Source organism: Micropruina sp. (assembly GCF_047602385.1).
In the GTDB taxonomy this organism is placed as follows: domain Bacteria; phylum Actinomycetota; class Actinomycetes; order Propionibacteriales; family Propionibacteriaceae; genus Micropruina.
This window is the reverse complement of the sequence record NZ_JASGHL010000003.1, coordinates 37,727-63,902: the sequence shown is the minus strand read 5'-3', so window position 1 is coordinate 63,902 and position 26,176 is coordinate 37,727. Positions and strand designations below refer to the sequence as shown.

Genomic DNA, 26,176 nt, shown 5'->3' with positions numbered 1-26,176 from the left:
GTGTGTCGACGCCGCAGAATCTGGTGGTGATCCGAGGCAACTCGGGCTGGGCCAAGACCACGTGCGGCGCGTGATCCCACACGCGACTGGCGACGAGGATTCGGATCCCGCAAGACTCCGCTTGGCTGCACGTACGGAATCACGTACGCTGCTTGCGGAGGTGTTCATCGTGACGGCTGTGAGTGCAACATCAGCGAGGGCGAATCTGTACCGGCTGATCGATCAGGTCAACCAGGATTCGGAGCCATTGACCATCACCGGCCAGCGCGGCAACGCTGTGTTGATCGGTGAGGACGACTGGCGCGCGATTCAGGAGAGCCTGTTCCTGGCCGGCTTGCCCGGCTTCACCGAGTCGGTGCGACAGGCCCGCGCCGAGGGGATCGAGGCGGGCTCGGACACCGTCGAATGGTGACTTCCTGGCGACTGGTGTACTCGAGGCTGGCTGAGAAGGACGCCAAGAAGCTGGCGGCGTCCGGGCTGAGGCGCAAGGCCGAGGAGTTGCTCGAGGTCATCGCCGCGGATCCGTTCGCGAACCCGCCCCGCTACGAGAAGCTGGTCGGCGACCTCGCGGGGTGCTACTCCCGACGGATCAACATTCAGCATCGCCTGCTCTACGAAGTCCTGGACGAAGAACACGTGGTGCACGTCCTGCGGATGTGGACGCACTACGAGTAGTCGGCCGCGAGGTCCCGAGTGGAAGTGTCTGGACAGAACTGAGAGCCCAAAACGGGCAGACCTGTCCATACCTGTCCAGCAGGGGTGGAGGTGAAACACCTAGTCAGAAGATATTTGCCTGGTCAGAGCGACCTGAGAAATTGTGTCCGAGAGAGGACTTGAACCTCCACGCCCTATAACGGGCACTAGCACCTCAAGCTAGCGCGTCTACCTATTCCGCCACCCGGACAGGGTGCTTACCCGGGTGCACCGGGCAACCACGTCAGCATATCGGGGCAGGCTGCACCTCCTCAACTCGGCGGCTCGCCGGGTCTCGAACCGCACTGCTGGGCACGTCCAGACATCGACTTGCCACATCGGGGCCGGAGCTGACCACTCCCCGTGGTCCGCCGTGGCCGTCCGGCGCCGTTCGACACCCCGCCGTCAACTCAATCGGTTGAGGGGTAGGCCCGGATATCTGAGCCAAAACTGCCCGAGAATGCGCGCATCGCGACGACTTAGTGTGAGCGGAGCGCTCCGTGAACGTCTCGGGAAGTTGTCCTCCGCACGTAACACCAGCGTAGCAATCAGGGGTACATAATCTGCCAGACCCATTTTGTGGCCCCACGGAAGGACGGCCGGTGAGCAGTGCAGTTAGCACCAAGAGCGAGTTGCTGAAGCAGCGGGTAGCTGAGGAGGTGGCGTCCCGCCGCGAGCAGTTGCTGGAGTTGAGCCGAGCGATCCATGCAAATCCCGAACTTTCGTGGAAGGAGTACGCGGCGTCCGCCTTGGTCGCCGACACCATGAGCGCCGCCGGGTTCACCACCGAGTTGGGTGCCTACGGGGTCGAGACGGCGGTGGAAGCGGTGATCGGCGATGGTGATCTGACGGTGGCGATCTGCGCGGAGTACGACGCGCTGCCGGGGATCGGTCACGGCTGCGGTCACAATGTGATCGCTACTGCCGGGGTGGGTGCGGCACTCGCCTTGGCGCCGCTTGCAAATGAGGCCGGACTACGGGTGAAGCTGCTGGGCACGCCAGCTGAAGAGCACGGCGGCGGCAAGGTCGCCATGCTCAAGGCGGGCGCCTGGGAGGACGTCGACTTCTCGATGATGGTGCACGGCATGACGGGCGTCGACATCGGTGCCGCGGCGATGCCGTCCACGGCCGTCGACCGGTTCGAAGTGGTTTTTCACGGTCTTACCGCGCACGCGGCGGCGATGCCTGAGCAGGGGATCAACGCCGCGGCCGCGGCCACCCTGGCGCTCACCGCGATCGGTCTGCTGCGCCAGACCGTGCCCAAGGCAACAAATATGAACGCCTTCATTTCGCACGGTGGCGAGGCTACGAATGTGATTCCCGACAAGGTCATCGTGCAGGTCGAACTGCGCGCCTTCGACCTCGATATCTGGCGGGCGCTGAAGAAGCGCGTGTTGGCCTGTTTCGAGGGCGCCGCGATCGCGACCGGTTGCACCTGGGACTGGGCTCCGACCGAATACCCCTACGCACCGGTCAACTCCGATCCGGCCCTGGCTGCGTTCTGGGACAAAAACGTTCTCGCTCGCGGGCGGACGATCGTGGAACTCCCGGGCGCGCTCAGCGGTGGATCGACCGATATGGGCAACGTGTCCCAGGTCGTCCCGGCGATCCATCCGCTGATCGCCTTCCTCGGCGAGACCGGCCCGGCGCACAACCCGAACTTCACCGCGTCCGCGGCCACGCCGGCGGCCGACGACGCCGCCCTCGACGGTGCCGTGCTGCTCGCTTGGACGACGCTGGACGCCGCCCTCGACCCGGAGGTTCGCGCCGACCTGAAGCAACGCCGCGCCGAGCGTCCCGCCGGATCCACCCAGATCACCCTCGAAGCCTGAACCCAACCATCCGGGAGTCCCGCCATGTCCAGTGAACCTCTCGTCGGCGACGCGCCGACGACCGCCAAGAAGGCCGTGATGACCCTCCGCAACCCGCGGCTGTGGATCATCGTCGGCCTGACCATCGTCATCGCCTGTATCGCCCAGGCCATCGGCCCGGCGGTCATTCCGCTCGGAATCGCCTCGGTCACCCTGTTGCCGATGATCTGGGGCCTGATTCTCGCCGGCGGCATTTCCGGCCAGCGCTGGCGTCCGCTCGGCCGCGACTTGCAGGACGCCGCCACCTCGATCATGGGCGTGGCAGTGCTCTTCCTGGGCGCCCGGCTGTCCCTGGAGATCGGTCCCAGCATCCCGCTGCTGCTGCAGGCCGGCCCGGCACTGCTGCTGCAGGAAGTCGGCCACCTGTTCGGCACGCTGCTGCTCGCGCTGCCGCTCGCCGTCCTGCTGCGAATGGGGCCGGCAACCGTCGGCGCCACCTTCTCGATCGACCGTGAGGGTTCCTTCGCCATGGTCAGCGAACGCTACGGCTCCGACTCGCCGCAGTATCGCGGGGTGCTGTCTATGTACGTGTTCGGCACCGTGTTCGGCGCCATCATCGTTAGCCTGATCGCGTCCCTGGCCACCTCGCTCGGAATCTTCGACCCGCTCGCCCTGGCGATGGGCGCCGGCGTCGGCTCCGGTTCGATGATGGCGGCCGCAGCCTCCGTCATCATCGCCGGGCACCCCGAGATGCAGCAGCAGGTCCTGGCGCTCTCGGCGGCATCGAACCTGATCACCAACGTGCTCGGTCTGTACGTGGGCGTGTGGGTGGCATTGCCGGTCGCGGACAAGATGTACAAGGCGCTGTCCAAGCGCTGGAAGCAGCCGGAGGAGAAGGCGGGCAACGCAGCCGAGATGGAGGCCGCGACGGCCAGCCTGCTGGAGACCCGGACGTCGGTGCCGCTGGGCACCTCGCTGCTGATCTTCAGCATGGCGGGATTGCTGGTCGCGATGATCGCCAAGAAGAGTTTCTCGTTCGACATGGTCCTGACTTTCGCCATGCTGTCGGGACTGGTCGCGCTCAGCATCTGGCTCAGCAAGATCACCAAGCACCGGATCCCCGCGATCGTCTCGGGGATGACCCTCGGCGCACTGGCGACCTCGCCCATCTCGCCGATCGGCAAGTGGCTGTCGCACACCGCCGAGAGCGTGAACTTCCTGTCCATCATCACCGCGATGCTCACCATCGCCGGTCTCGGCATCGGCAAGGACCTTCCGTTGCTGAAGAGCATCGGCTGGAAGATCATCCCGACCGGGATCGTCGCGATCGCATCGTCGTTCATCCTCTCCGCAGTCGTCGCCGAGTTCGCCCTCGGCGCCTGGGGTCGCTGAGCTTCCACCGCGAGAGCCGGCCCGGCACCCTGCAAGGGGTGCCGGGCCGGCTTTCGTGCGTCGAGCCGGTGGTTCTGCATGCCGGACGCCGTCGCGTCCCGCGACCCAAGGGCACGAAGCCGTGGGGTTGCGGCAGGATGATCCCATGACCGTGCAGAGCGCCCCCGAAGCCGAAGTCGTCCAGCTGTGCAGTGAGCTGATCCGGATCGACACCTCCAACTTCGGGCCGGACGGCTCCAAGGGCGAGCGCGGAGCGGCCGAGTACATCGCCGAGAAGCTGGCCGAGGTCGGCATCGACTCGCAGCTGTACGAACCGGAAGCGAGCCGGACCAGCCTGGTCGCGCACTGGGAGCCGGAGGGTTGCGACGCCTCGCTGCCACCGCTGCTGATCCACGGGCACACCGACGTGGTGCCTGCGCAGGCGTCCGATTGGCGGGTCGACCCGTTCGCCGGCGAGGTGACCGACGGCTGTGTCTGGGGACGCGGTGCGGTCGACATGAAGGACTTCGACGCCATGGTGCTGTCGGTGGTGCGCGACCGGGTCCGGACCGGACGTGCGCCGCGGCGTCCGATCCGGTTCGCCTTCACCGCGGACGAAGAGGCCGGCAGCGGGCTGGGCGCGCACTGGCTGGTGGAGAACCATCCCGACCTGATCGCCGACTGCCCCGAGGCGATCGGCGAGGTGGGCGGCTTCTCGCTCACCGTCCGCGACGACCTGCGGCTCTACCTGATCCAGACCGCCGAGAAGGGGCTGGCCTGGCTGAACCTGATCGCGGACGGCACCGCCGGGCACGGCTCGATGCGCAACGCCGACAACGCGGTCACCGCGCTGGCGGCGGCCGTTGCCCGGATCGGGACGCACGAGTGGCCGCACCGGATCCATCCCGCCCAGCAGGCGTTCCTGGACGCCGTCGAGGACGCCCTTGGCATCGAGATCAACGCCGACTCGGTGGAGGAGTCCCTGGCCAGGCTCGGCACCGTGGCGCGGATGGTCGGGGCGACCATGGCCAACACCGCCAACCCGACGATGCTGAAAGCCGGCTACAAGGTGAACGTCATCCCCGGCCAGGCCGTCGCCGGCATCGACGGACGGTTCATCCCCCGGCATGCCGACGAGTTCTTCGCCACCATCGCCGAGCTGCTCGGTGACAAGGTGCGCTATGAGGTTGCCAGCCATCACGACGCGGTCGAGACCGAGTTCTCCGGGGCACTCGTCGACGCGATGCGGTCGTGCATTGAGGCCGAGGATCCGCAGGGCCGCGCGGTGCCGTACCTGATGAGCGGCGGGACGGACGCGAAGGCGTGGTCGAAGCTGGGGGTGCGTTGTTTCGGCTTCGCGCCGCTGCAACTTCCCCCGGAGCTCGACTTCGTCGCCATGTTCCACGGCGTCGATGAGCGCGTGCCGACGGCGTCGCTGGAGTTCGGTGCGCGGGTACTCGACCGTTTCCTCGACCAAGCCTAACCCTCACCCCGCACGGCAGCTCGCGGGCAACCCCGGTCCGTCAGCGGGCAGGCCCTAGGGTGACCGTCATGGATCGTCGTGCCGTGGGGGAGAGCGGCCTGCAGGTGTCGCGACTGGGTCTCGGCACCCTGACCTGGGGACGCGACATCCCGCCCAGCCAGGCACGTGCCCTGCTCAACCGGTTCGCCGAAGCCGGCGGCACCCTGGTGGACACTGCCGCCGCCTACGGCAACGGGGACGCCGAGCGGATCATCGGCCGGGCGATCCACACCGACCTGGCCCGCGAGGACCTGGTGATCGCCACCAAGGGCGGCTTCGGCGTCCGGGACGGACACCGGGTGGTGGACACCTCCCGGACGGCGCTGCTGGCGGACCTGGCCGGCTCGCTGCGCCGGCTGCACACCGACCACGTCGACCTGTGGCAGTTGCACGCCTGGGGGAGTGCTCCGCTGGAGGAGTCGCTGGCGGCGATCGATCATGCCGTGTCGATGGGCATGGCCCGCTACGCGGGGGTGTCGAACTTCGTCGGGTGGCAGACCGCGCAGGCGGCGACCTGGCAAGCCGCGTTCCCCGGACGTGCCCCGATCGTCGGCACCCAGGTGGAGTACTCGCTGCTGGCGCGTCGCGCCGAGGTGGAAGTGATCCCCGCCGTTCGGGCCTTCGGGGTGGGACTGCTGGCCTGGTCGCCGCTGGGCCGGGGCGTCCTCGCCGGCCGGTACCGGACGGGAGTACCGCGCGACTCCCGTGGCGGTCAGGCCCACTTCGCCTGGTTCGTCGAGCCCTACTTGGAGGCACGCTCCCGTTCGGTGGTCGAGGCGGTGGCCACGGCCGCGGACGGCCTCGACCTGTCCTGCGCGCAGGTGGCGCTGCTGTGGACCAGGGACGCCCCCGGCGTCTCCGCACCGCTGATCGGCCCTCGCACCGTCGAACAGCTGGAGCACCTGCTCGAGACCGAGGAGCTGGAGCTGCCGGCCGAGATCACCGCAGCCCTGGACGACGTCAGCGGCGGTCCGAACGCCGGCCGTACTCCCTAGCCCCAAGGCCCTCCCTAACTAGTTCTGCCCTCCCACATGCGGGAGGGCAGAACTAGTTAGGCAGGGCCCTGGTGGGTCGTTCGAGCGATCCGGACGGCTCAGGTGGCGCTGATCGTGTTGGTCACCAGCAGCACCACGATCACGGCGGCCAGCAGCACCCGGTAGATGATGAAACCGGTGAAGTTGTTCTTCGAGACGTAGCGCAGCAGCCAGGCGATGGAGGCGTAGGCGACCAAGCCGGAAACCGCCGTGCCGAGCAGGGTGGACGCCCAGCCGACGCCGTCCGAGATGTGCTTGGCCTCCTTGACCGCCTGGTACAGCCCGGACGCCACCAGCGTCGGAATGCCGAGGAAGAAGCTCATCCGGGTGGCTGCCACCCGGTCCAGGCCGAGCAACAGGCCACCAGTGATGGTGGCGCCAGAACGGGACACCCCGGGCACCAGGGCCAGCGACTGCAACGTGCCGAGGATGATGCCGTCGCGGATGGTGATCGAGTCCTCGCCGCGGGTCTGCTTGCCGACCCGGTCACCGATGAACATCACAATTGACCAGCCGACCAGGCCGACCACGACGGCCCACATGCTGCGCAGTGGCCCGGTGATCAGCGGCTCGGCGATCAGCGCGATCACCGCGGTCGGGATGAAGCCGGCGATGATCGCCCAGCCCATCCGGTAGTCGGGGCCGCGCTTGGTGGCGTCCCGCAGCCCGGTGAACCAGGCGCCGGCGAAGCGCACGATGTCGGACCAGAAGTAGACGATCGAGGCGATCATCGCGCCGACCTGGATCACCGCGGTGTACGCGGTCACGCTGGCGTCGTCGATAGGCAGGCCCATCAGCTTCTCGGTGACCGTCAGGTGGCCGGTCGAGGAGATGGGCAGGAACTCGGTGATGCCCTCGACGATTCCGAGCACGATCGATTGCCACCAGCTGATCATTGATTCCCCTCCAGGCGAGATTGCCGCGGGTCAGCTTAGCCGCCGCTCCGTCCGGTTCCCCTGGGGCGTTGCCCGGTGGACCGCAACCCGCCGGGGGGCCCGTCCCGATCGCGCTGGAATGCGCCGATGGGCTTGGCGGTTGAGGAGCGGAGCACACCGATACCCTGGCGTCCGGCCAGTGAGGTCGCGCCAACGAGGAGGAATCGGTGAGAGCCTGGACCGCGCCAGACGTCCCCACCCTGGACGGCCGCGGCGGCCGCCTACGCGTCCACGACACCGCGCTGGACGAGTTGGTCGAGATCGAGCCGGACAACAACGAGGCGCGGCTCTACGTCTGCGGCATCACCCCCTACGACGCGACCCACCTCGGACACGCCAACACCTATGTGGCCTACGACCTGATGTATCGGGTGCTGCTGGACTGCGGCCACCGGGTGGTCTACACCCAGAACGTCACCGACGTGGACGACCCGCTGCTGGAGCGCGCCGAGGCGACCGGTGTCGACTGGGAGGAGCTGGCCGAGGGTCAGATCACCCTGTTCCGCGAGGATATGACGGCACTGCGGGTGGTGCCACCGCAGCACTACGTCGGCGCGGTTGAGGCGATCCCGTCCGTGGTCGACCTGATCGAATCCCTGAAACTGACCGGGGCGATCTACCAGGTCGACGACGCTGAATACCCGGATTGGTACTTCGAGGTGCATCGCGCCCCCGGTTTCGGACGGCTGTCCAAGCTGAGCGACGACGAGGCGTCCGCGGTGTTCGCCGAGCGCGGCGGCGACCCGGAGCGTCCCGGCAAGAAGCATCCGCTGGACTGCCTGGTGTGGCGGCTGGAGCGTCCGGGCGAGCCGTCCTGGGAGTCGCGGCTGGGCCGGGGACGTCCCGGCTGGCACATCGAATGCACCGCCATCGCGCTGCAGCACCTGGGCGCCGCGTTCGACGTCCAAGGTGGCGGATCGGACCTTATCTTCCCGCACCACGAGATGTGCGCGGCCGAGGGCGCGGTGGCGACCCGGCAGCCGTTCGCGAAGACTTATGTGCATTCCGGAATGGTCGGTCTGCACGGCGAGAAGATGAGCAAGTCGAAGGGCAATCTGGTCCTGGTCAGCAGGCTGCGGTCCTCGGGTGCTGACCCGACGGCGATCCGGCTCGCGCTGCTCGCGCAGCACTATCGCGACGACTGGGAATGGACGGCGGATTCGCTGCGGGAGGCGCAGCAGCGCCTGGCACGCTGGCGGGACGCCGTGGCCCGGTCGGCCGCGCCGTCCGCGGACTCGCTGATCGACGCCCTGCGTGCCGCGCTCCGCACCGATCTGGACGCGCCCGCCGCGCTGGCCGCGATGGACGCCTGGGCGGAGCAGCCAGGGGCCGACCCGGACGCGGGCGCAACCGTGGTGCAAGCGGTCGACGCCCTCCTCGGCGTCCGGCTCTGACCCGCCAGGGATCGACCCGCCCGGGACGGTTCTTTTCGTTCGAATCTCGCACGTCCGGGGACGGTTCTTTACGTGCGAAAGTCGCACGTCCGGGGACGGTTCTTTACGTTCGAAAACCGCGCGAGGGGGGACGGTTCTTCTCGTTCGAGAACCGTGGGATAGGGACGGTTCTTCGACCGTGCGAGTTTCGAACATCGGGGGACGGTTCTCCGGCGTGAGTCTTCGCGGGACCGCTGACTCCGGAAGCTCGCCAAGGTACCGTCCCCGGAGGTGCGACTTCCGCACGTAAAGAACCGTCCCCGGACGTGCGAGATTCGAACGAAAAGAACCGTCCCCGGGTGTCAGAGGGACAGGGTGGTGGACTCCACGGTGAACTCGTCGACGGCGTCCAGGTCTACTTCGACGCCGAATCCGGGGCCGGACGGCGGGGTCAGGCAGCCGTCGGCGTCCAGTTCGAAGGACGGGCCGATGTCGGCGGCGTAGTAGCGGGACGTCGCGGAGATGTCGCCGGGGAGGGTGAAGCCGGGCAGCGTGGCCAGGGCCAGGTTGGCGGCGCGGCCGACGGCGGTCTCCAGGGTGCCGCCGCAGAACACCGGGACGCCGTTGGCCAGGCACACGTCGTGGATCTGCCGCGCGGTGACATAGCCGCCGACCCGGCTCGGCTTGATGTTGATCACGTCGGCGGCACCCAGCCTGATCGCGGTCATCGCGTCGTCCAGCGACAGCACCGACTCGTCCAGGCAGACCGGCGTGCCGTGCCGGGCGGCCAGCTTCGCGTGGCCGAGCAGTTCGTGCCGGGCGAACGGCTGCTCGATCAGCACCAGTCCGAACTCATCCAGCCTGCTCAGCAAGGGGATGTCGGCCGGGGTGTAGGCCTGGTTCGCGTCCACCTGCAGCGGCAGATCGTCGCCGAACGCCTCGCGCACCGCCCGCACCGGCGCCAGATCCCAGCCCGGGGCGATCTTCAGCTTCACCCGCCGGTAACCGTCCTCGAGATAGCCGGCCACCCAGGCCAGCAGGGTGTCCAGGTCGCCGGGGATTCCGACCGACACCCCGACCCGGATCGGACGGCGCACCGAGCAGAGGAAGTCCACGAACGGCATCTGGTGCCGGCGCAGCTCGGCATCGAGGACGGCGGTCTCGAGCAGCCCCCGCGCCAGCTGATTGCCGGGGACGCCGGCGAACGACCGGCGCAGTGCGCCGGTGGTCAACACTCCCGAAACCCCCGCCACCAGCGGCAGCAGCACCTGCTCGATGGCGCCCCGGACGCCGTCGATGTACTCGGGGAAATAGATCGGCTCGGCGTCGGCGGCAGATTCCGCCCAGCCGGTGACGCCGTCCTCGGTCCAGGACGCCACCAGGACGTCCCGGACCGTCTCCTCGCCTTTGCTGGTGCGGAACGGACGGACCAGCGGCATCGCCAGCCGGCGCAGGGTCACAGTGGCGGACATTCGGTTCAGGACTCCTTCACCAGCACGTAGCACCCGTCGGCGGCCATCCCGACCGGCCGGAACCCGTCGGCGAACAGCTCGCCGAACACCTCGCGCGCGGCCATCCGCCAGCGGCGTCCGAGCGCCGGGTCGGCGGCCCGCAATCGCTCGATGTCGGACGGCACCCAGACCCGGACGGCCTCGGCGGCCCACCCGCCCCGCTCCGGACGCCGGATCACCGGCTCGTCGCCCTCGCCGCGCTCCAGCACCGCCGGTGCGGACGCGGAGCCGGCCGACAGCGCGCGTCCACCGGGCTCTTCGGTCAGCGTCCACTCGACGACGAACCGGTCCGGCAGGTCGCCGGCGTTCACCGCGTCCAGCATCGGCGGGTAGTAGTCCCGGACGAACTCGGTGACCCGGCCGCCGAGCCGGTTGAGGTTGAAGTGACCGTTCCGGCGGATCAGCGGGTCGTAGGTCCACACCAGCACGGTGGCGCCGCGGGCCAGCGCCCAGTCGCGTTGCGCCAGCTTCAGCAGCCGCCCCAGGCCCCGACCGGCGAACGCGGGCACTACTCCGGCGATGTAGGAGTAGACCCGCTCCGAGCCCGGCGCGCCGGCGAAGCCGATCGTCACCCCGGCCAGCGTGCCTTCGGGGGTCCAGGCGCCGAGCACGCAGCCGCCGGCGTGACTGAGGGCGGTCAGCAGGTCGGCGGGTACCGGTGTCTCCGCCGGCGGCACGCCCCAGATCTCGGCCAGCAGTTCGGCTGCGGCGGTCCGGTCACGATGACTGGTCAGCTCGCCGATCTCGACCCCGGGCTGTCGCTGCGACTCCATGCCCGACAGCATGCCGCAGCGCGGCCAGGGAAGCGCCGCTCATCGCGGGTCGAGCCTGTCGAGACCCCTTGCCGGGAGCGCACCACTGGGTCACGACAAGCTCGACCAGCGAAACGCGACAAGCTCAACCCGCGATCAGCACGTCCCTGACTCCCGGGCGGACAGCGGCAGTCAGCTCAGCGAGCTCCCACCGAGGCGGCCGGAGCCGGGTTGGCGACCAGTTCGAGGATGGCTTCGACCTGCTCGGCGGCGCTGTCGTGGGTGGCGAACTCGGCAGCCAGCCGCGTCGCGGCCCGGCGGTAGGAGCCGTCGGACAGCACCCGATCGGTCGCCCGCAGGATCGCCTCCGGCGTCGGTCGCTGGGTCTTCAGGTTGATCCCGGCGCCACTCCAGGCGACCCGTGCGCTGACCTCGACCTTGTCCTCGGACTTGCCGGCGACGACCAGCGGCACCCCGGCGGCCAGGGCCTGGCTGACACCGCCGTAGCCACCGTTGGTGATCATCAGGTCCACCAGGGGCAGCAGCCGGTCGAACGGGATGAACGCCTCCGCCCGGACGTTGGCGGGCCGGTCGGCGACGGGCAGGGCGACCTCGGGGTCGATGCCGGTCGCCGCGATCACCAGCACGTCCTCGCCGGCCAAGGCCTTGACCGCCGGCCGGATCACCTCGTCCGGATCGGTGGCGACGGTGCCCTGGGTAACTAGGACCACGCGCCGGTCCGGCGTCAGATCCGCCCACCAGGACGGCGGCGTCCAGTCGTCCACACCGCGCAGCTTGGCGGCACCGACGAACCGCACCGACGCGGGCAGGTCCGAGCGCGGGTACTCGAATCCGGCCACCGTCGACTGCAGGTAGACGTCGGACGCGTGGGCCGGATGGTCCAGGAAGGAGTGGCTGACCGGCTCGAGACCGTAACTCGCCCGGATCCGGTTGAACGCCCGCTGCGCCTTGCCCATCACCTGGTCGCGCATCAACGCGTTGAGGGCGCGGTTGCGGAGCCGTCCCAGCGCCGAGGACGACGGGGCCAGCCCGAAGCCGAACGGTGCGGTGTCGATGCTCGACGTGGTCAGAGCGGTGATGCCGAACATCGCCAGTGGCAGCGAGTCCCGCTCGGCCAGCACGGTCAGCGCCAGCGAACCGAAGTCGCCGACCAGCACGTCCGGCCGGAATTCCTCGACCAGTGCTTCCAGGTCCTGGACGTAGGCGGGAATTCCGCCGACGAAGATGTTCTCCATGTCCCAGACCAGGGTGGCCAGGCCGGGCTTCAGCTTCGCCCGCTCAGGGAATATCTCGGCCATGTCGGCGCTTTCGTCGGCGTCGATGCCGTGCACGATCGGTGCGTAGGTGGCGCCGGTCCGCTCGACCTGGGCGCGATAGGCGGCGCCGGTGTAGAAGAGAACGTCGTGTCCCTGGGCCACCAGGTCGGTGACGATCGGGAGCGCGGGACGGAGGTGGCCGGCCGCGGGTAGGCAGCCGACGAGGATGCGAGACATGTGGGTCTTCTTTCCTTGGGTAGGAGGTCGTGGTGGTGCTGGCTCCGACTCTGCAAGACTCGGCTTGGTGCCGGCTTGATACTGAGTTGGCGCAGAAAGCGGGGGAGCGTGCTGCGGTTCGAACTGCTGGGCCCGGTCAGCGTGCGATCCGACCGGGTCGGTGTGCCACTGGGCCCGCCGCTGCGCCGCACCCTGCTCGCGCTGCTGGCCTGGCACCGCGGTTCCACCGTCTCGGTGGACCGGATCGTCGACGCTTTGTGGGAGGCGGAGCCGCCGAGCCGGCCCGAGGCCTCGATCCAGGCGATGATGTCGCACCTGCGCCGGGCGATCGAGCCCGACCGCGGACCCCGCGGGCATGCCGAGATCCTGCGGACCCAGCTGCCCGGCTACCGGCTGGTGCTGCCGGCCGAGGCGAGACTCGACGTGGACGACTTCCGGCGCGCACTGTCCGCCGCGCGCGCCGCGCGGTCCACCGGGGATCACGCGAGCGCAGCGGCAGCCGCCACCCACGCATTGCAGTTCTGGTCGGGGACGCCGTTCGCCGGAGCACTCGATGTGGCCTTCGTCCGTGAGGCGACCTATCGCCTGGAGGACGAGCGGGTGGCGGCCCAGCTGATCCGGGCCGAGTCCGCCGTTGCGCTCGGCCGGCACGACGAGGTGCTCGGCGAGTTGGAAGCCCTGGCCCGGGCGCAACCCCATGACGAGACGGTCTGGCGGCTGCTCGTACTGGCCCTCTATCGCAGCGGCCGGACGGCGGACGCGTTGAGCCGACACCGGACGTTCGTCGAGACCCAGGCCGACGAGCTGGGCCTCGATCCGAGTCCGGCGTTCGCCGAACTGCTGGAACGGCTGCTGCGGCAGGACCCCGAGCTCGCCGCACCGGCGGTGGCACCGTCGGTCACGCCGTCCGGACCGGCGGTCACGGACCCACCTGCAGCATTGGACGCCCCTGCAGCATCGGACGCACCCGCAGCATCGGACGCCCCCTCGGCGCCGGCCCAGGCGACGGCGTCCGCGGCAGCAGTCCCCGCGCCGGAACCGGCTGCCCCGGCGACCACCCGGGTGGCCCGACCGGCCGGCGCCATCCTCGGCCGGCACAGCGAACTCGGCGTGGTCGACGAGGTGGTGAGCGCGGCGATCGGGGGCCGCGCCGGGATCGTGTTGCTGACCGGGCCGGCCGGCATCGGCAAATCGACGCTCGCCGAGGAACTGGCTCGCCGGGCCGCGGCGGCCGGGGTCGCGGTCGGCGTCGGCCGCTGTCACGAGGACGCCGACGTCGGTGCGCTGTGGCCGGTGCAGTCGGCGCTGGCCGAACTCGGCGCCGGTCCTGCCGACGCGGCGCCGTCCATCGTCGCGGCGCTGCGCGAGCGGTCGGGCCTGCGGCCGCTGCTGCTCACCGTCGAGGACGTCCACTGGGCCGGTGCCGAAACGCTGCGGCTGCTCGGCTTCCTGGCCGTGGAACTGGCCGAGGCGCCGGTCACCCTGGTGCTGACCACGCGGCCCGAGCAAAGCCCCGGCCTGGTCGGCCTGCTCTCCACCCTCGCCCGGCAACCGTGGTTCCGCCGGCTCGACCTGGCCGAACTGGACGCCCCGGACGCCCGCGCGCTCGCCTCACGGATCGGCGGCGACCTGTCGCCGGGTGACCTGGACCTGGTGGTCGAACGAGCCGGCGGCAACCCGTTCTTCGTCGGCGAGACCGCCCGGCTGATCGCCGCCGGCGACCGCGACGGGCTGCCCGGCGGGGTTCGCGCGGTCGTCCAGCGCCGGCTGCAGCTGCTGCCGGAGGCGGCCCGTACCGTACTGCGGGCGGCGGCCGTGCTGGGCCAGCGGTTCGATCTCGAGCTGTTGTCGGCCGTGGTGGAGCCGCAGGCCGATGACGGCATCGGAGCCGAGCTGTTGGACGCCCTGCAACAGGCAGTCGACCTCGCCATCCTGACCGAGCCGGCCGGCTCGGACGGCCTGGTCTTCAGCCACGCCGTGGTCCGGGAGGCGGTGCTGGACGCCGCCGGACCGCTGACCCGCCGGCGCTGGCACCTGCGCGCCGCCCAGGCCCTGTCGGGCTCGGGGGACTCGCCGGCGTTGGCGCATCACCTGGTCGAAGGACTGCCGCTGACCGACCGGCCGGCAGCGATCCGGGCAGCGGCGGCGGCCGCCGAGGCTCATCTGGCGTCGCGGACCCACGACACCGCGGCGTACTGGTTCGCCCGCGCGCTGGCGGTTCTGCCGGCCGATGACCGGCAGCGACGGCTCGAGCTGCTGACCCGGCGGGCATTGGCGCTGTCGCTCGCCTGCGCGCTGCAGGAGCTGCGCGAGTGCCTGATCGAGGCGTTCGACCTGGCCGTTGCCCTTGGCCGGCGCTCCGCCTATGCCGAACTCACCGAGATTCTGGACATCAGCGGCGGGATCTGGCACTGGGTCGCCTTCGGCTCGGTGGACGAACAGCTGCTCGAGCGGCTGGCCGCGGCGCGCGCGGAACTCGGCGAGTCCGACGATCCGCAGAGCCTGGCCGTGCGGGCCCGACTGCGCGGAACGGAGGCGGTGGGCCTCACTTACGCAGCCACTGAGCGAGCCCTGCTCTTCGGTGCCGAAGCCGTCGACCTGGCCGAGCGCAGCGGCGACGCCGGCGCGCTGGCGTCCGCACTCGGCCAGCACGGACGGGTGCTCTGGCAGGCGGGCGTGCTGGACGAGCAGCTGAGGGTGGCCGAGCGGCTGCTTGATCTGGTCGGGCAGCCCCGACCCGGGGTCGACCCGCAGCGCTGGGCGCTGGCCGGACTGGTCGGCCTGGCGATCCGCGCCTGTGGCCGCAGCGCGCACGGCCAGGTCGATGACAGCGCCGCCGACATCCGCCGAGCACTCGAGCTGGCCCGCAGACACCGGCTGGCCGGTGCCGTCTCGCAACTGCTGTGGGCCGAGGTGGGAATCGCCACCGGGCGTGGTGACATCGCGGGGGCCCGGGAACTGGCCGTGTCGGCCGTTCAGCAGACCGAACGCACCCAGCTCTACCAGCGCGAGTCGTACTCGATGGTGACCGCCTCCGAGATCGACCGGCGGCTCGGACGGCTGGCCGCCTGGGACCCGATCATCGTCGCGATCGGCGACAGTGTCGGCCTGCACACCGGCTGGCTGGGCGTCGAAGTGCTGCTGCAGGGCGGCCAGACGAACCTTGCCCGGCAACGTGCCGAGACGGTGATGGACGCGGTCAGCGGCCCGCGCTGGTCGGGCTGGCTCGCCTGCAGCTGTGTCCAGGCCAGAGCGGTGGCCGGACTCGCGGATCCGATGGCCGCGGCCCGGATCCTGACCTTCCTTCGGCCGTACTCGGGACGGCACGCGGTGTGGGGGTCGATGCTGTGGCTCGGTCCGGTCGACTACTACCTCGGCCGGCTGGAAGTGGTGGTCGGCAACCTGCCGGCCGCCCGCCGGCTGCTGCGTTCGGCGCTGCACCAGGCGGGGGCAGCCGGACTCGTCCCGATCGCCGCGGACGCGGCCGAAGCGCTGAGCGAGATCCTGCCGGTCGGTGCCGAGTCCGCCGCCGAACGCCGGCAGCTGCTGAGCGCGGCCGCCGCCTGGCAGCAGGAGCTGGCGCTCGCCGCCGCTTGACCCGGGGCGAGGCCACGCCGGCCCACCGCCGGACCGGCGGCGCCGGAGGCATGGCTCGCGCCGTAGACTGCCTGCCCGTGAGCAAGAGCTTCGAAGAGTTGTTCGTCGAACTGCAGCGGCGTGCCGCCGAGCGTCCCGAGGGGTCCGGCACTGTGCGCGCGCTCGACGCCGGCGTCCACGCGATCGGCAAGAAGATCGTCGAGGAGGCGGCCGAGGTCTGGATGGCGGCCGAATACCAGACCACGGACGACGCCGCGCTCGAGATCAGTCAATTGCTGTACCACCTGCAGGTGCTGATGGTCTCGCTCGGCATCGACCTCGACGACGTCTACAGCCACCTGTGACCGCCGTCCGTCCGGTGCCGGGGAGCGTGCGCGAACCGTCCGCGGCGCCCAGTAGAGTCACCACAGTGTCCGAGCGTCCGTTGCTGAAGATCGCCGTCCCCAACAAAGGCTCCCTCTCCGAGGCGTCCACCGAGATGCTCCGCGAGGCGGGCTACCGGCAGCGGCACGATTCCAAGGATCTGGTCCTGATCGACGCCGACAACTCCGTCGAGTTCTACTACCTGCGCCCGCGTGACATCGCGGTCTACGTGGGAGAGGGCACCCTCGATCTCGGCATCACCGGACGCGACATGCTGATCGACTCGGCGGCGGACGCCGAAGAGGTGCTGGCGCTCGGCTTCGGCGGCACCCGGTTCCGGTTCGCCGCGCCGGGCGGCGCGGAGTGGACCACCGCAGACCTGCACGGCAAGCGAATCGCCACCTCGTATGCCGGTCTGGTCGGTGGCTGGCTCGCCGCCGAAGGAATCCAGGCCCGGCTGATCAAGCTGGACGGCGCGGTCGAGTCCTCGGTGCGGCTCGGCGTCGCGGACGCGGTGGCCGACGTCGTCGAGACCGGCAGCACGCTGAAACGCGCCGGGCTGGAGCTGTTCGGCGACTCCATCCTGACTTCGGAGGCGATCCTGATCCGGCGGGCGGGTGCGCCCGACCCTGAGGGCACGGACCGGCTGCTGCGCCGGCTGACCGGTGTGCTGACCGCCCGCAGCTACTACATGGTCGACTACAACGTGCCCGAGACAGCATTGGAAGCGGCCTGCGAAGTCACTCCGGGACTGGACGCGCCCACGGTGTCCCCCCTTGCCAAACCGGGTTGGGTGGCGGTGAGGGCGATGATCCCGCGAACCGAGGCGCCACAGATCATGGACCGGCTCTGGGACGTGGGTGCAGACGCGATCCTGGTCACCGACATCGTCGCCTGCCGGCTATGAGCGAGCCGATCACCTTCCGGCCCAGGGCGGCGATGCGGATGGCGGTGTCGCTGTCGGCGTCGCTGGTGTTCGCCTCGGTGCTGGGCTGGACGATGACGCCGGTCTACGTCCGCAACCTGTTCACCCCGGTGCAGGTGCTGACCCTGCTGGCGTTCCTGGCGATCATGATCGTCACCGCGTTGGCGCTCGGCTTCAGCTACGTCCGTGCCGACGACGATGGGCTCACCCTGCGAAACGGCGTCCGGACCCATCTGGTGCCGTGGGCAGAGATCAAGGCGTTCCGGTACCGCGACGGCGATCCCTGGCCGTTCGTCGTCGTCCGCGGAGCCATTGAGCAGCGTCCGCTGCTCGGCATCCAGCGCAGTGATCGTGACTTGGCGCACGAGCACGTCGCCGACCTGCGGGCACGGTTGGCGCAGGCCTACGGCGTGGACCGCTCCGAGATCGCCGATGGCACGCCGCCGGAGCCGGACGACGGCAACGCCTGAACCGACGGCATCAATGCGCCGTTTCGCTGGTTGAGCCGGTCGATTCGCCGGCGGAGCCTGTCGATTCGCTGGTTGAGCTTGTCGAAACCGGTTACCAGACAGAATCTGAAGAGCCCGCCGATGATCGGCAGATCAGGGGTTCGGGCGGTTCTCCGGCAGGATCATCGTCCGCTCGGACTCGCTGCGCGGCGATGCCGGACGGTACGCCGGTGCCGCGGCGGCGGGGGTGACCTCGCCGGAATCCCGTCGGCGGCGCGGCCGGTTCGGCGTCAGCCGCGACACCACCAGCAACAGCGCGGCCAGGCCGAGCAGGCTCACTCCGACCAGCACCGGCAGCGTGAAGTCCAGGCCCTGCCACCACAGCGCGAGGGTGTTCCAGCCGTCGATCGCAGCCTGCGACAGTCCGGCCAGCCAGAGCCCGATCGGGATCAGCGTGATGCCCAGCCAGGCGAGCACTGCCTTCCACGGCGCTCGTGACCACAGCACGGCGACCAGCACCAGGCCGAGCACCGTCCAGCCGATCGCCACGATCATCACCCACAGGGAGAGTTCCATGCGAGCAGCGTGCCAGCATCGCCCTTCGGGTGCCAGAGCCGCGCCGGGGCGACGGCATAGTTCCGCCGGCGCCTTCCCCGCAGCACCGGGCCGGCTGGTTCGGGCCGCGAGCGCCCGGTTCGGGCATCGAAAGCCGGGTGTGGTTGGCTGGTGCCGTGCGAACTCTGGGACAGGTCAATGCCGCCTGGGCCGGTGACCGCGGTGAGCCGGACGCCGAACTCCGCTCGGTGCTGGCGCGGGCTTCCGGATCGGACGACCCGGAGGCGTACCTGGACGGCGTCGCAGCCTTGTGCGGCGCCCGGCTGCTGCTGCCCATCGTGGCCGATGGCGACGAGTCCGGCGAGCCCGATCCGAGCCGGCACGCCGAGATGTCCGCCGTGCTGATGAGCGCCGCGGACGGTTCCAGCGGCGTCCTGGCGTTCACCGGCCTGGACGCCCTACGCGCCTTCGACCCTTCAGCCCGGCCGGTGCCCTGCACGCTGGACGAGGTCGCCGCCACCGCGGTCGAGGTGGGGGCCAGGGCCATCGTCGTCGATGTCGCGGGACCGCACCTGCTGGCCATCGAGGGCGAGCTGATCCGGCCGCTGGCCACCGGCAACCGCCTGATGCGACTGCAGGACGGGTGGGGTTGGCTGAGCCTGGCCGACCCCTTGGGCAACCGCTGATCCTCGCCGCCGGTCTCACCGCTGGTCGAGCTCACACACCCGCTGGTCGAGCTCACACCCGTTGGTCGAGCTCACACCCGTTGGTCGAGCTCACCCCCGTTGGTCGAGCTTGTCGAGACCCCAGCTGACAAAGAGCGCTTGTCGAGACCCCGGCCGACGAAGAGCTTCGATTCACACTCAGCCAAGGCCGGCCGGCTCCATGCTGCCCTTGCGGTCGTAGAATTCGCCGAGGTCCAACCCGAGGAGGCGCGATGATTTTCGCCCGGTTCAGGGTCCAATGCAGACCCGAACGCACCGAAGAGATGGCTGCGGCCATCGCAGCCGTCGAGGCACCGAGCCGGAAGTTGCCCGGGGTGATCCATTTCGACACCGCCCGCAGCGTGACCGATCCCCACTCCTTCGTCGTCCTCGAGGTCTTCGAGGACCGCGAGGCGCTGGATCGGCAGAATGCCCAGTCCGAGGTCGCCGAGGTGTTGCGCTTGGTCGGCGACGGCGCGCTGACGTCCGACTACGAGTGGGCGTTCTGGGAGGGCGATCGGGCCGAGTAACGCGGACTGCTCAACACGGGCGCGAAGGAAGCGTTTCGCTGGTTGGGCTTGTCGGAACCCCTTGCCAGCCGCAAGGTCGGGTCTGGAGAAGCTGTCTCGGCCAACGATGATCAGCACGTCAATTCAAGGATCCGGATCGGGCTGGAATGAACCAGCCCGATCCGGATCCTTGTCTCCGGCGCCCGCGGACCTCCTGGGAACACCCCCGCGGGTAGCCCCGATTGGGCATCACGGCGCGGCACAAGGTACGATGACGAGCGTCGATCGGCCGTCTCGGCTGATCCTCCGAAGTGGGGTCCCGCACTCCCACCCGTTCCGGCCCTCGGCCGGCGGGTCGCCAACCGGCCAGCTGCGCAACGCAGGCTGGCCCGGTTCCTCCGTGGGCCTCCGCATCGGCGGGGGCCTTTTCGCTTCGGTCGGCACCGTCACGCTGCGACACACTGGAGGAAACATCAGCGAACCACGGATCAACGAGCGCATCCACGCCAACGAGGTGCGCTTGGTCGGGCCTGCCGGCGAACAGGTCGGCATCGTCCGGCTCGACGACGCCCTGCGGCTCGCCCGCGAGGCCGATCTCGACCTGGTGGAGGTGGCCCCGATGGCGCGTCCACCCGTCGCCAAGCTCATGGACTACGGCAAGTTCAAGTACGAGGCCGCCCAGAAGGCCCGCGAGAGCCGGCGCAACCAGACCAACACCGTGATCAAGGAAATGAAGCTGCGACCCAAGATCGACAGCCACGACTACGAGACCAAGAAGGGTCACGTCGTGCGCTTCCTCAAGGGCGGCGACAAGGTCAAGATCACCATCATGTTCCGCGGCCGCGAGCAGAGCCGTCCGGAACTCGGTTTCAACCTGCTGAGGAAGCTCGCCGACGACGTGGCCGAGGACGGCTTCGTCGAGTCGGCGCCCAAGCAGGACGGCCGCAACATGCTCATGGTGCTGTCGCCGACGAAGAAGAAGTCCGAGGCGCGGGTGGACGCCGAGGCGAACAAGCGAGCCCGGATGGCTCAGCGCGCCGCCGATGCCGAGGCCGAACGCACCGCCGAGGCCGAGCACCGGGCCTCCCACCAGGGCGGCGTCAGCCTCAAGAAGCGCCGGGGCCCGGCCGACAACATGGACCCCGACATCGACCTGTAAGACCTCTCACAGCTGTGAGATCCACGAAAAGAAAGCGAGCGGCACGATGCCGAAGATGAAGACGCACTCGGGCGCCAAGAAGCGGTTCAAGCTCACCGGCTCCGGCAAGGTGATGCACCGCAAGGCGGGCAAGATGCACCTCAACGAGCACAAGCCGACCACCCGGACCCGGCGGCTGGACGGCGACGCCGTCGTCGCCAAGGGCGACGCCAAGAAGGCCCGCAAGCTGCTCGGCTCCTACAAGGCCCGCTGAACCTCAACCACCCGCGCCCGACTGCGCGCGGTCCGGCCACCGGACCGACATCAACACCACAAGGAGTAACCCACCATGGCACGCGTCAAGCGTTCGGTGAATGCCCAGAAGAAGCGCCGCGAAGTCCTCGAACAGGCGTCCGGCTACCGGGGTCAGCGCTCCCGGCTGTACCGCAAGGCCAAGGAGCAGCTGCTCCACAGCATGACCTACAACTACGCGCACCGGAAGGACCGCAAGGGCGACTTCCGCTCGCTGTGGATCCAGCGGATCAACGCCGCGGCGCGCAACGAGGGCATGACCTACAACCGCTTCATCAGCGGCCTGAAGGCTGCCGGCGTCGAGGTCGACCGCAAGATGCTCGCCGAGCTCGCGGTGAACGACGTCCCGGCGTTCGGCAAGCTGGTCGAGTTGGCGAAGGCCAACGCCGGCGCCACCGCCTGACCAACCCACCGGCAGGTCAGCGCGATACCGCGAATCCTCGCGGTGTCGCGCTGTTCCGTCCTACCCCTCGCTGAGCCATCGCACTCGCTGAGCCATCGCATCTGAAAGGCGATCGCCGATGATCCCCGAACGTCTGGAGCTACCCGAGCCGTCCCAGGCAGTGCTGCGTGCCGCCCGGGCATTGCTGCGCCGCAAGGAGCGCAAGGCGTCGGGGCGGTTCCTGGCCGAGGGTCCGCAGGCGGTCCGCGAAGCGTTGAAGCAGCCGGAGGTGGTCGAGTCGGTGTTCTTCCGCTGGGCGGCCGTCCACGATCACGTCGACCTGCTGACCGCCGCCCGCGAGGCCGGCGTCCGGCACTACGCGGTCAGCGAGCAGAACATCGCCACCATCTCCGACACGGTCACGCCGCAGGGGGTGGTCGCGGTCTGCCGCACGCTGGACGTCCCGCTGGCCGAGGCGGTCACGCCGGGCGTCCGGCTGGTGGTGATCTGCGCGCAGATCCGCGACCCCGGCAACGCCGGCACGGTGATCCGGTGCGCGGACGCCTTCGGTGCCGACGCCGTGATCCTGTCCTCGGACTCGGTCGAGGTCTACAACCCCAAGACTGTCCGGGCCAGTGCGGGCAGCGTCTTCCACCTGCCGGTGGTGACCGGGGTCGAGCTGGCCGAGGCGATCGACGCCTGCCGGGCCGCCGGCCTGCGGGTGTTCGCCACCGACGGCGAGTCGGGCACCGAACTCACCGAGCTGGCCGATGGGCTCGCCGAGCCGACGGCCTGGGTGATGGGCAACGAGTCCTGGGGACTCCCGGTCGAACACCTGGAACTCGCCGACACCACCGTGGCCGTCCCCATCTACGGCCAGGCCGAGAGCCTCAACCTGGCCACCGCGGCAGCCGTCTGCCTGTACGCCTCGGCCAGCGCCCAGCACACCCGGGACGCTTCCGGCTAGCGGCGATGGCTACCCCGGTCGAGCTTGTCGAGACCTCATAGACACGGAGAACAGACGCATGTCAGTCCCGAACCAACCCGATCCGGTGGACGCGCTGCGCCCGGAGGGCATCGACGCGCTGGTCGCCGAGGCCCTGGCCGCGATCGCCGAGGCCGACTCGATGGCCGCGCTCAAGGAGGCCCGACTGGCGCACGCCGGGGACCGTTCCCCGCTGGCGTTGGCCAACCGGGCGATCGGCGCGATCCCGCCCGCCGACCGCAAGCAGGCCGGTCAGCTGCTCGGCGCGGCCCGTGGCCGGGTGCAGGCCGCACTGGCCGCCCGCACCGCCGAGGTCGAAGCCGCCGAACTGACCCGGGTGCTCGCCGAGGAAGCGGTCGACGTGACGCTGCCGGTCGAGCTGCACCCGGTTGGTGCGATTCATCCGATCACCGGGCTGATCGACCTGATGAGCGATGTCTTCGTCGGCATGGGCTGGGAGATCGCCGAGGGACCCGAGCTGGAATCGGAGTGGCTCAACTTCGACGCCCTCAATATCGGCCCCGACCATCCCAGCCGCGGCGAAACCGACACCCTGTTCGTCGAGCCGGTCAGCAACCATCTGGTGATGCGGACCCACACCTCACCGGTGCAGATCCGGTCGCTGCTGGAACGCGAGCTGCCGGTGTACGTGGTCTGTCCGGGCAAGGTGTACCGGGCCGACGAGTACGACGCCACCCACCTGCCGGTCTTCCACCAGATCGAAGGACTGGCCGTTGACAAGGGCATTTCGATGGCTCACCTGCGCGGAACCCTGGACCACTTCGCCCAGGCCATGTTCGGGGCGGGCATCCGCACCCGGATGCGTCCGCACTACTTCCCGTTCACCGAGCCGAGTGCCGAGGTCGACCTGGAGTGCTTCGTCTGCCGCGGCGCCTCGGTCGGCAACCCCGACCGGCCCTGCCGGACCTGCAAGTCGGAGGGCTGGATCGAGTGGGGCGGTTGCGGGGTGGTGAATCCGCGGGTGCTGCGGGCCGCCGGTGTCGACCCCGAGGTGTACAGCGGCTTCGCCTTCGGGATGGGCATCGAGCGCACCCTGCAGACCCGCAACAACCTCGCCGACATGCGCGATCTGGTCGAGGGTGACGTCCGATTCAGCCGCATGTTGAAGGGGGTTGCTCGATGAGGGCGCCGATGAGCTGGCTGCGCGACTGGGTCGCGCTGTCGGAGGGGTTGACCGGCCGGGAGCTGGCCGAGGTGTTGATCCGGGCCGGACTCGAGGTGGAGACCGTCGAGCAGTTCGGCGCCGGCGTCGGTCCGCTGGTGGTCGGACGCGTGGTCGACTTCGTCGATCAGCCGCAGAAGAACGGCAAAGTGATCCGCTGGTGCCACCTGGACGTCGGCGCAGCTCTTGCCCCGGACCGTCCGCCGGCCCCGGTGGAGGGGCGTCCGGTGACCGAGGGCGTCCGCGGCATCATCTGCGGCGCGCACAACTTCGCCGTCGGCGACCTGGTCGTGGTCGGCTTGCCCGGCACCGTGCTGGCCGGCGGGTTCACGCTGACCTCGCGCAAGACCTACGGCCACCTCTCCGACGGCATGATCTGTGCCGAAGACGAACTGGGCATCGGCAGCGACCACAACGGCATCATCGTGCTCCCCCCAGACGCCGGGCTCGCGCCGGGTGACGATCCGTCGGCGTACCTGGGGCTGGGCGACGAGGTGCTCGACATCAACGTGTCGCCCGACATGGCCTACTGCATGTCGATCCGCGGCCTGGCCCGCGAGGCTGCTCAGGCGCTCGGCGTTCCCTTCACCGACGTGGTCGACCGAGCCGTGCCGGCGCCGGTGGCGGACGGCTACCCGGTCGTCCTGGACGATCCGGCCTGCTCGCTGTTCGTCGCGCTGACCGTGACCGGCGTGGACGAGACCGCGCCGTCCCCGCGCTGGATGCAGCAGCGGCTGACCATGGCCGGCATGCGGCCGATCTCGCTGCCGGTGGACATCACCAACTACGTGATGCTCGAAGTCGGCCAGCCGTTGCACGCCTACGACGCGTCCAAGCTGTCGGGACCGATCCGGGTGCGCAAGGCGTCCGCGGGGGAGCGCATCGTCACCCTGGACGACGCGCAACGCACCTTGTCAGTCGACGACCTGCTGATCACCGACGACTCCGGTCCGATCGGCATCGCCGGTGTGATGGGCGGTGCCACCACCGAATGCGACGCCGCCACCACCGACATCGTGATCGAGGCGGCCGCGTTCGACCCGTCCACCATCTCGCGGTCGATGCGGCGGCACGGGTTGCCGTCCGAGGCGTCCAAGCGGTTCGAGCGTGGCACCGACCCGGCGGCGACCTACGCGGCCGCGCACCTGGTGGCGCACTACCTGGTCGAGTTGGGTGGCGGTGTGCTGTCGGGTGCCGAGACCGTGACCGGTGCTGTTCCGACCATGCCGACGCAACGGATCCGGGTCGAGTTGCCGTCGCAGATCCTCGGTGTCGAGGTGCCCGCCGAGCGGGTGGCGGAGATTTTCCGCGCCGGTGGGATCACCGTCGATGTGACGTCCGACGGCCAGCTGAGCGTGCTGCCGCCGACCTGGCGCCGAGACCTGCGTGACCCCTACGACTACGTCGAAGAGGTCGGCCGCAAGATCGGGCTGGACACCATCGGCTCCGTCCTGCCGACGCCGCCGGCCGGCCGCGGACTGACCCGTGGCCAGGTCACCCGGCGGGCGATCAACCGGGCGCTGGCCGACAACGGCTTCACCGAACTGCTCACCCTGCCGTTCGGGTCCGCCGAGGATCTGGACCGGCTGGCACTGCCTGCTGACGACCGTCGCCGGGCGCTGGTCCGGCTGGCCAATCCGCTGGCCGAGACCAGCCCGTACCTGCGCACCATGCTGCTGCCGGGCCTGTTCGCCGCGGTCCAGCGCAACACCTCCCGCGGCAACGACGACCTGGCGTTGTTCGAGTCCGGCTCGGTGTTCCGCGCCGGGAGCGGTGCCGCCGCCCCGGTGCCCGGCGTCGACGGGCGTCCCTCTGACGAGGAGTTGGCCGCGATCGAGGCCGCGCTGCCGGACCAGCCGCGGCACCTGGCGGTGGTGCTGACCGGCGCCTGGCGTCCGGCCGGCTGGGACGGCGCGGCCGAGCCGGCGTCCTGGAAGCAGGCGATCGCCTTCGCCGAGATCGCCGCGGCGGCGGCCGGGGTGAGCGTGCGGCGCGAGGCCGATCCGTACCCCCCGTTCCACCCGGGACGCTGCGCGAAACTGTTGGTTCTCGATGCTGCTGGGGACGAGGTGCTGCTGGGACACGCCGGCGAACTGCACCCGAGCGTGTGCAAGGCGTTCGGGCTACCGGCCCGGACGGCGGCCGCCGAGATCAGCATCGATGTGCTGCTCGCGGTGGCGCCTGGACCGGGCAGCATCGACCCGGTCTCGCAGCATCCGGTCGCCAAGGAGGACGTCGCCCTGGTGGTCGCCGAGACGGTCGGCGCCGGTGAGGTCACCGACGCCCTGGTCGCCGGTGCCGGCAAACTGCTGGAGTCGATCCACCTGTTCGACATCTACCGCGGCTCGCAGATCCCGGACGGCTCGAAGTCGCTGGCCTTCGCCCTCCGATTCCGGGCTCCCGACCGAACCTTGAAGGACGCCGAGATCGCCGGTGCGAGGGACGCCGCGGTCGCCGAGGCGGTGCGGAGGCTCCACGCGGTTCAGCGCACCTGAGGTCGGTCGCGGTCCCACCGCCTGCGGCGGCGCCGACGTGGGGCATCGATAGCCTCGAACAAG

General features: G+C 69.9%; 24 protein-coding genes and 1 tRNA gene. 19 read left to right on the top strand and 6 right to left on the bottom strand.

Going from position 1 to position 26,176, the window contains the following annotated elements; genetic code table 11:
- Positions 1 to 160 precede the first annotated feature (160 nt).
- Positions 161 to 412 (top strand): type II toxin-antitoxin system Phd/YefM family antitoxin, encoded by a 252-nt coding sequence (locus QM711_RS09715; protein ID WP_415098743.1) that lies wholly within the window; start codon positions 161 to 163, stop codon positions 410 to 412.
- A complete protein-coding gene (locus QM711_RS09710) occupies positions 409 to 675 on the top strand; it encodes a Txe/YoeB family addiction module toxin (RefSeq protein WP_415098741.1) in 267 nt (88 codons plus the stop codon). The genes QM711_RS09715 and QM711_RS09710 overlap by 4 nt, the downstream gene beginning before the upstream one ends.
- Before the next feature lie 143 nt (positions 676 to 818).
- On the opposite strand, the gene QM711_RS09705 is transcribed toward QM711_RS09710, so the two are convergent.
- A tRNA-Leu gene (locus tag QM711_RS09705) sits at positions 819 to 904 on the bottom strand.
- 391 nt (positions 905 to 1,295) lie between these two features.
- Here QM711_RS09705 and QM711_RS09700 point away from each other — a divergent pair.
- The 4 genes from QM711_RS09700 to QM711_RS09685 all read left to right on the top strand — a co-directional run bounded on the left by QM711_RS09700 (position 1,296) and on the right by QM711_RS09685 (position 6,392).
- Positions 1,296 to 2,525, top strand: coding sequence for an amidohydrolase (locus tag QM711_RS09700; protein WP_415098739.1), 1,230 nt, complete (start codon positions 1,296 to 1,298; stop codon positions 2,523 to 2,525).
- 24 nt (positions 2,526 to 2,549) lie between these two features.
- Positions 2,550 to 3,896, top strand: a complete 1,347-nt coding sequence (locus QM711_RS09695) for a DUF3100 domain-containing protein (RefSeq protein ID WP_415098737.1) — start codon at positions 2,550 to 2,552, stop codon at positions 3,894 to 3,896.
- Between the two features lie 145 nt (positions 3,897 to 4,041).
- A complete protein-coding gene (locus QM711_RS09690; protein ID WP_415098735.1) occupies positions 4,042 to 5,358 on the top strand; it encodes a M20/M25/M40 family metallo-hydrolase in 1,317 nt (438 codons plus the stop codon).
- A 68-nt stretch (positions 5,359 to 5,426) separates the two neighbouring features.
- On the top strand, positions 5,427 to 6,392 hold the full coding sequence (locus tag QM711_RS09685; protein ID WP_415098733.1) for an aldo/keto reductase: 966 nt from the start codon (positions 5,427 to 5,429) through the stop codon (positions 6,390 to 6,392).
- A gap of 98 nt (positions 6,393 to 6,490) precedes the next feature.
- Here QM711_RS09685 and QM711_RS09680 read toward each other — a convergent pair whose 3' ends face one another.
- On the bottom strand, positions 6,491 to 7,324 hold the full coding sequence (locus QM711_RS09680) for an undecaprenyl-diphosphate phosphatase (protein ID WP_415099956.1): 834 nt from the start codon (positions 7,322 to 7,324) through the stop codon (positions 6,491 to 6,493).
- A 209-nt stretch (positions 7,325 to 7,533) separates the two neighbouring features.
- Between QM711_RS09680 and mshC the strand changes: the two genes are divergently transcribed.
- Positions 7,534 to 8,760: a cysteine--1-D-myo-inosityl 2-amino-2-deoxy-alpha-D-glucopyranoside ligase gene (gene mshC, locus QM711_RS09675; protein WP_415098731.1), complete on the top strand. Its 1,227-nt coding sequence runs from the start codon at positions 7,534 to 7,536 to the stop codon at positions 8,758 to 8,760.
- A 341-nt stretch (positions 8,761 to 9,101) separates the two neighbouring features.
- Here mshC and menC read toward each other — a convergent pair whose 3' ends face one another.
- The 3 genes from menC to QM711_RS09660 all read right to left on the bottom strand — a co-directional run bounded on the left by menC (position 9,102) and on the right by QM711_RS09660 (position 12,516).
- Entirely contained in the window at positions 9,102 to 10,211 is a 1,110-nt protein-coding gene (gene menC, locus QM711_RS09670) for an o-succinylbenzoate synthase (RefSeq protein WP_415098729.1), read from the bottom strand.
- A 5-nt stretch (positions 10,212 to 10,216) separates the two neighbouring features.
- The gene (locus QM711_RS09665) at positions 10,217 to 11,023 is read right to left on the bottom strand and encodes a GNAT family N-acetyltransferase (RefSeq protein ID WP_415098727.1); all 807 of its coding nucleotides are present in this window, start codon (positions 11,021 to 11,023) and stop codon (positions 10,217 to 10,219) included.
- A gap of 176 nt (positions 11,024 to 11,199) precedes the next feature.
- Positions 11,200 to 12,516 carry a glycosyltransferase gene (locus tag QM711_RS09660; protein ID WP_415098725.1) on the bottom strand — a complete coding sequence of 439 codons (1,317 nt, stop codon included), beginning with the start codon at positions 12,514 to 12,516 and terminating at the stop codon, positions 11,200 to 11,202.
- Positions 12,517 to 12,624: 108 nt separating this feature from the next.
- Here QM711_RS09660 and QM711_RS09655 point away from each other — a divergent pair, with 108 nt between their 5' ends.
- The 4 genes from QM711_RS09655 to QM711_RS09640 all read left to right on the top strand — a co-directional run bounded on the left by QM711_RS09655 (position 12,625) and on the right by QM711_RS09640 (position 17,871).
- Positions 12,625 to 16,113 (top strand): BTAD domain-containing putative transcriptional regulator, encoded by a 3,489-nt coding sequence (locus QM711_RS09655; RefSeq protein WP_415098723.1) that lies wholly within the window; start codon positions 12,625 to 12,627, stop codon positions 16,111 to 16,113.
- A gap of 77 nt (positions 16,114 to 16,190) precedes the next feature.
- Positions 16,191 to 16,457, top strand: a complete 267-nt coding sequence (locus QM711_RS09650; RefSeq protein WP_415098721.1) for a phosphoribosyl-ATP diphosphatase — start codon at positions 16,191 to 16,193, stop codon at positions 16,455 to 16,457.
- An 80-nt stretch (positions 16,458 to 16,537) separates the two neighbouring features.
- On the top strand, positions 16,538 to 17,383 hold the full coding sequence (gene hisG / locus QM711_RS09645; RefSeq protein ID WP_415099954.1) for an ATP phosphoribosyltransferase: 846 nt from the start codon (positions 16,538 to 16,540) through the stop codon (positions 17,381 to 17,383).
- On the top strand, positions 17,380 to 17,871 hold the full coding sequence (locus QM711_RS09640; protein ID WP_415098719.1) for a PH domain-containing protein: 492 nt from the start codon (positions 17,380 to 17,382) through the stop codon (positions 17,869 to 17,871). Before hisG ends, QM711_RS09640 begins: the two co-directional genes overlap by 4 nt.
- 132 nt (positions 17,872 to 18,003) lie before the next feature.
- On the opposite strand, the gene QM711_RS09635 is transcribed toward QM711_RS09640, so the two are convergent.
- Entirely contained in the window at positions 18,004 to 18,426 is a 423-nt protein-coding gene (locus QM711_RS09635; RefSeq protein WP_415098717.1) for a hypothetical protein, read from the bottom strand.
- A 155-nt stretch (positions 18,427 to 18,581) separates the two neighbouring features.
- On the opposite strand from QM711_RS09635, the gene QM711_RS09630 reads away from it, so the two are divergent.
- The 8 genes from QM711_RS09630 (at position 18,582) to pheT (ending at position 26,113) form a co-directional block, all read left to right on the top strand.
- Positions 18,582 to 19,091 carry an SseB family protein gene (locus tag QM711_RS09630; RefSeq protein ID WP_415098715.1) on the top strand — a complete coding sequence of 170 codons (510 nt, stop codon included), beginning with the start codon at positions 18,582 to 18,584 and terminating at the stop codon, positions 19,089 to 19,091.
- A gap of 251 nt (positions 19,092 to 19,342) precedes the next feature.
- Complete coding sequence (locus QM711_RS09625) at positions 19,343 to 19,639, top strand: putative quinol monooxygenase (RefSeq protein ID WP_415098713.1); 297 nt, start codon at positions 19,343 to 19,345, stop codon at positions 19,637 to 19,639.
- Between the two features lie 430 nt (positions 19,640 to 20,069).
- A complete protein-coding gene (gene infC, locus QM711_RS09620; protein WP_415099952.1) occupies positions 20,070 to 20,777 on the top strand; it encodes a translation initiation factor IF-3 in 708 nt (235 codons plus the stop codon).
- A gap of 46 nt (positions 20,778 to 20,823) precedes the next feature.
- On the top strand, positions 20,824 to 21,030 hold the full coding sequence (gene rpmI, locus QM711_RS09615) for a 50S ribosomal protein L35 (protein ID WP_298132259.1): 207 nt from the start codon (positions 20,824 to 20,826) through the stop codon (positions 21,028 to 21,030).
- A gap of 75 nt (positions 21,031 to 21,105) precedes the next feature.
- The gene (rplT, locus tag QM711_RS09610; protein WP_415098711.1) at positions 21,106 to 21,471 is read left to right on the top strand and encodes a 50S ribosomal protein L20; all 366 of its coding nucleotides are present in this window, start codon (positions 21,106 to 21,108) and stop codon (positions 21,469 to 21,471) included.
- Between the two features lie 118 nt (positions 21,472 to 21,589).
- Complete coding sequence (locus QM711_RS09605; RefSeq protein WP_415098709.1) at positions 21,590 to 22,417, top strand: TrmH family RNA methyltransferase; 828 nt, start codon at positions 21,590 to 21,592, stop codon at positions 22,415 to 22,417.
- 58 nt (positions 22,418 to 22,475) lie between these two features.
- The gene (pheS, locus tag QM711_RS09600) at positions 22,476 to 23,579 is read left to right on the top strand and encodes a phenylalanine--tRNA ligase subunit alpha (RefSeq protein ID WP_415098707.1); all 1,104 of its coding nucleotides are present in this window, start codon (positions 22,476 to 22,478) and stop codon (positions 23,577 to 23,579) included.
- Positions 23,576 to 26,113, top strand: a complete 2,538-nt coding sequence (pheT, locus tag QM711_RS09595; protein ID WP_415098705.1) for a phenylalanine--tRNA ligase subunit beta — start codon at positions 23,576 to 23,578, stop codon at positions 26,111 to 26,113. Before pheS ends, pheT begins: the two co-directional genes overlap by 4 nt.
- Positions 26,114 to 26,176 lie beyond the last annotated feature (63 nt).

Bases quoted from the DNA above. Each gene is read 5' to 3' on its own strand.
- pheS (WP_415098707.1), top strand. From the start codon at position 22,476: ATGTCAGTCCCGAACCAACCCGATCCGGTGGACGCGCTGCGCCCGGAG.
- QM711_RS09635 (WP_415098717.1), bottom strand. From the start codon at position 18,426: ATGGAACTCTCCCTGTGGGTGATGATCGTGGCGATCGGCTGGACGGTG.
- QM711_RS09640 (WP_415098719.1), top strand. From the start codon at position 17,380: ATGAGCGAGCCGATCACCTTCCGGCCCAGGGCGGCGATGCGGATGGCG.
- QM711_RS09695 (WP_415098737.1), top strand. From the start codon at position 2,550: ATGTCCAGTGAACCTCTCGTCGGCGACGCGCCGACGACCGCCAAGAAG.
- QM711_RS09685 (WP_415098733.1), top strand. From the start codon at position 5,427: ATGGATCGTCGTGCCGTGGGGGAGAGCGGCCTGCAGGTGTCGCGACTG.
- QM711_RS09625 (WP_415098713.1), top strand. From the start codon at position 19,343: ATGATTTTCGCCCGGTTCAGGGTCCAATGCAGACCCGAACGCACCGAA.
- rpmI (WP_298132259.1), top strand. From the start codon at position 20,824: ATGCCGAAGATGAAGACGCACTCGGGCGCCAAGAAGCGGTTCAAGCTC.
- QM711_RS09605 (WP_415098709.1), top strand. From the start codon at position 21,590: ATGATCCCCGAACGTCTGGAGCTACCCGAGCCGTCCCAGGCAGTGCTG.
- rplT (WP_415098711.1), top strand. From the start codon at position 21,106: ATGGCACGCGTCAAGCGTTCGGTGAATGCCCAGAAGAAGCGCCGCGAA.
- QM711_RS09660 (WP_415098725.1), bottom strand. From the start codon at position 12,516: ATGTCTCGCATCCTCGTCGGCTGCCTACCCGCGGCCGGCCACCTCCGT.
- menC (WP_415098729.1), bottom strand. From the start codon at position 10,211: ATGTCCGCCACTGTGACCCTGCGCCGGCTGGCGATGCCGCTGGTCCGT.
- QM711_RS09665 (WP_415098727.1), bottom strand. From the start codon at position 11,023: ATGGAGTCGCAGCGACAGCCCGGGGTCGAGATCGGCGAGCTGACCAGT.
- QM711_RS09690 (WP_415098735.1), top strand. From the start codon at position 4,042: ATGACCGTGCAGAGCGCCCCCGAAGCCGAAGTCGTCCAGCTGTGCAGT.
- pheT (WP_415098705.1), top strand. From the start codon at position 23,576: ATGAGGGCGCCGATGAGCTGGCTGCGCGACTGGGTCGCGCTGTCGGAG.